General features: G+C 64.9%; 5 protein-coding genes and 1 pseudogene. 2 read left to right on the plus strand and 4 right to left on the minus strand.

The annotated features are described in order from the left end of the window. Together PGX04_RS30765 and dcd are read right to left on the minus strand one after the other, a co-directional pair. Positions 1–574 (minus strand): annotated as a pseudogene (locus PGX04_RS30765) (hypothetical protein); the annotation flags it as partial. Between the two features lie 197 nt (positions 575–771). Next, the gene (gene dcd, locus PGX04_RS30770) at positions 772–1,374 is read right to left on the minus strand and encodes a dCTP deaminase (protein ID WP_273741957.1); all 603 of its coding nucleotides are present in this window, start codon (positions 1,372–1,374) and stop codon (positions 772–774) included. 226 nt (positions 1,375–1,600) lie between these two features. Between dcd and PGX04_RS30775 the strand changes: the two genes are divergently transcribed. Next, positions 1,601–2,416, plus strand: coding sequence for a hypothetical protein (locus PGX04_RS30775; RefSeq protein ID WP_273741958.1), 816 nt, complete (start codon positions 1,601–1,603; stop codon positions 2,414–2,416). Between the two features lie 80 nt (positions 2,417–2,496). Here the strand turns inward: PGX04_RS30775 and PGX04_RS30780 are convergent, their stop codons facing one another. Further along, a complete protein-coding gene (locus PGX04_RS30780) occupies positions 2,497–2,775 on the minus strand; it encodes a hypothetical protein (RefSeq protein ID WP_273741959.1) in 279 nt (92 codons plus the stop codon). Positions 2,776–2,949: 174 nt separating this feature from the next. On the opposite strand from PGX04_RS30780, the gene pth2 reads away from it, so the two are divergent. Then, entirely contained in the window at positions 2,950–3,288 is a 339-nt protein-coding gene (gene pth2, locus PGX04_RS30785) for a peptidyl-tRNA hydrolase Pth2 (RefSeq protein WP_273741961.1), read from the plus strand. On the opposite strand, the gene PGX04_RS30790 is transcribed toward pth2, so the two are convergent. Further along, positions 3,285–3,775, minus strand: a 491-nt coding sequence (locus tag PGX04_RS30790) for a DMT family transporter (protein ID WP_273741960.1), incomplete at its 5' end; no start/stop codon positions are given. The genes pth2 and PGX04_RS30790 overlap by 4 nt on opposite strands.

The following is a 3,775-nucleotide window of genomic DNA, read 5'->3' on the forward strand; positions in this document are numbered from 1 at the left end:
CGTCCTCGTCGGGATCGACGGTCGCGTCCGTCCGCTGCGCGTCGTCGCCGATATCGACCGCGGCGTCCGTCCGCCGGTCGTCGTCATCGGGTTGGACCGAGAGCCCGGAATCGCGGTCCGCCAGTTCGGTCGGGTCGACCTCCGCACCGCGGGCCCGTTCCTCGACCGTATCCATTTCGTCGGCCGCGCTCAGATCGTCATCGTCGGCCATGTCGTCCGCAATCTCCGTTTCATCGATTCCGCTCATTCCGCCGGCCGGTTCCGTCTCCGGCGTTTGGCCCGATAACTCGTTGCGCTCGGCGTCCGCGTCGGCCGTTGAGTCATCTCGAATCGGGAGTCCGCCCTCGAGCCGAACGGCGTCCGCGGTGATCTCGCGAACCGATTCCCGGTCGAGTACGACCGTCTCCTCGGCCCCCTTCTCCCAGCCCAGCGACGACTTGATCGAGCCGACGACCGTCGGATCCGGCCTGACGTGGGCGACGTCCCCTTCGACGGCGGTGACGACCCCGACCGCCTCGCCGGCGTCGTTCTCGACGGACTTGTCGACATCGCCGTCCGAAAACGTGGCACACATACCGTCAGCTATCGCGACTCGAGGCAAGCCGGTGGTGCCTGCAACAGCCAGTCGACGCCGCGGGACGATACCGGTCTCCGACCGCACTCGAGCCACCAGTCGATCGAAAACCGCACCTCGAGACTGTCAGTCGAGCAGAAAACGCAACAGCGCGCCCACACCGTCGAACGCCTCGCGGGATTCTCCGCCGATCGGGTTCAGTCCTCGCGCTCGAGTTGATCGCCGCCGAACTCGTCGTCACTCTGGATCCGGGAGGCCTGCGGGCCGTCCTGATCCTGATACTTCGAGCCGCGCTCGCTGCCGTAGGGCCGCTCCGCGGGCGTCTTGAGTTCGGTAAAGGTGAGCTGCGAGATGCGCATCCCCGGGGTGAGCGCGACCGGTGCGGAGCCGAGGTTCGATAGCTCGAGGGTGATCTGGCCCCGGTACCCAGGATCGCAGAGCCCGGCCGTGGCGTGAACGACGACCGCGAGTCGCCCCAGCGAGGAGCGTCCCTCCACGTGCGCGATCAGGTCGTTCGGAATCTCGACGCGCTCGTGGGTCGTCCCCAGCACGAAATCTCCGGGGTGCAGGATGAAGTCATCGCCGTCCTCGACGAGCGTCTCGGTGACGTAATCATCGACCTCGTCCTCGGAGTTGGGGTGAATACAGGGGATGTTCGTCCGCTGGAACTCGAGGAACTCCCGGCCGAGTCGGAGGTCGACGCTCGCGGGCTGGATCTGCAGTTTCGGATCGTCGAGGGGGTCGACGACGAGGTCGCCGGCCTCGAGGCGCTCGAGGATGTCCGCATCGGAGAGTATCATACCGTGTCAGAGCGAGTACGGGGCCCTAAATTTCCCGGTCCGCGGTCGGCCCCGACGGAAGCGCCGTGAACCAGCGCGCGACTCGAGTACTCCCCAGACAGCGGCGACACTCGACACCGGTGGCGTGATAGTCGCGTTCGCGACACGGTCGTCATCGTGTGAATTATCCGAAAACCTCTCTTAGACGGCCTAACCGATTATAACGCTGTATCACGAAGGCCGTCGCATGGATGGGATCCAGAACCGATTTAACGGAGACACGAGGGTTCTGCATCAGCGAGCGATCAGAATACCGCTTCCTGATATGGAAGCCGAGCGGGCCTTCCACGAGAACATGATGACCGTGGCCGACGCTCGAGAGCGAAAGGCGGACCTCCTCGCGGACCCTACGGTGTCAGTACTGGACGCCTACGAAGCGGAACGCGATCATATCGGCGAGAGTTTCAGGCGGCGGCTCCGACGGATCGCCGGCGAGGACTTCCACGAGGCTGCGATGGCGTACAACCGCGGCGAGCGCGACGACCGGATCGGAGCGGTCGCCGCGTATTACTTCGAGGGAGCGTGGCGGGCACAACAGCAGACGACCATTACGGATATGCTGCTCTCCCCGCTTACCCTCCGCTACCCCGATAGTTACACGCTGAATATCCGATTCGCGAGCGGGTACACCACCAAGGAGTCGGTCTGTTACGAGTCACCGGAACACTCCGCCGAAGAACTGACCGACGAGCACGCGGAGACGTACTACGAGGAGAGCCTGTACTCACAGAAACAGGCGGCAACGTACCTCAGAGAGACGGCGGAGATCATCCGCGAGGAGTTTCCCGACCCGGACGAGACCGCGTTCGAGGAGCGAAAGTACGGCGGCATCGTCTCGGCCAGCGGCCGACGTGGCTCCGTCTTCTCGGCCATGCTCGAGCGCGTCGATCCGGATCCGAATCGGTTTGCGGAACCGATCGACGAGCCGATGCTCGTCGAAGCGGGGCCGGAGGCGAGACGAACGGAACGAGAGCTCTGTCTCGACGGCGAAATCGTTTGCTGACTCGTCGCACCGATCTGCGAACTGCTCGAAACGCCCGTCGAACGGGTTCTCGACCGCCTCGTCGTGCAAGTCGGTGATCGCTACTCGTTCCGAAGCGACGCTGCGAGGGACTCGAGTTCCGCTTTCCGGAAGGGGCCCTCGACGGCGTCCGGATCGACCCCGTCCTCGAGATCGATCCGTCGGCGAATGGCCGCTCGCATCTCCGATTTCGGGGGCAAATGGTTCGTCTCGATATCGGCGTCCACGGCGTCACAGATCGCGGCGAGCGCTTCCTTGGTGAACGCGGTCGATTCGACGCGTTCGTACCGCCCCACGGCTCGTCGGATCTCGTTCCGGAGGTCGTCGACAGTCGGTGACATACGGACAGAGAAGAGCCGAGCCGTGCTGTACATTTCGGTGGGTCGCCACCTGTCCTTCTTCGTCTTCGTCTCCCGCCATGATCTTTGTCTCCCGTCATGACGGCGATCACAGCCCCGCCGTCGACCGGGCCACAGATAGTCAATGCTAACACCGCCCCCGTCCTCGTCTCGGCCATGAAACAGGCAATCGTCGCTCGCACCGACATCGGCATGGGGCAGGGTAAACTCGCCGCGCAGGTCGCGCACGCATCGCTGTCGGCCTACGAAAAGGCGGACAGCCAGTTACAGAAACAGTGGAAGCAGGGCGGCCAGAAGAAAGTCGTCCTGAAGGGCCAGAACGAGCGGCAACTGCACGAACTCTCCGAGATCGCCAAGAGCGATGGGATCCCCACCGCCATCATCCGGGACGCCGGTCACACCCAACTCGAGCCCGGGACCGTCACCGCGCTGGCCGTCGGCCCGGCGGCGGACGACCGCGTCGATAGCGTGACCGGCGAACTCTCACTGTTCTAATCCGAGCGGTAGCCGCGGGGTTCCTCTCTGACCGCAGACTCGTCGTCGGGAAGCGGCGCGTCGGTGATCGCGTCCGGAAGCATCGAATCGGTGACGACGTCCGGGAGCAGCGAGCGGACGTCGAACGATGCGCTTCCCAGAACCGCGAAGCCGGCGAAGATCGTCAGGAAGCCGGCGATCGCGAGCGCGTCGATGGTCTCGCCGAGCAGCGCCCAGCCGCCGAGCGTCGAGACGACGGGGACGACGTAGAAGATCAGGTTCGCGCGAATCGCGCCGGCCGTGTCGATGAGGCCGAAGTACGCGATGTACGCGATAACACCGGCAAAGATGCTGACGTAGCCCAGCGCGAGGACCGCTTCGGCGGACCACGTGATCGCTGCCGCCGACTCGCCGCCCGACCAGGCCAGCAGGTGACACAGCGCGGCGGCGAACGGCAGACCCCAGGCGATGCGAACCGGACTCGAGAGGTCGCTGTTGGCCCGGCGGA

This window comes from Natrinema soli, from assembly GCF_028618695.1.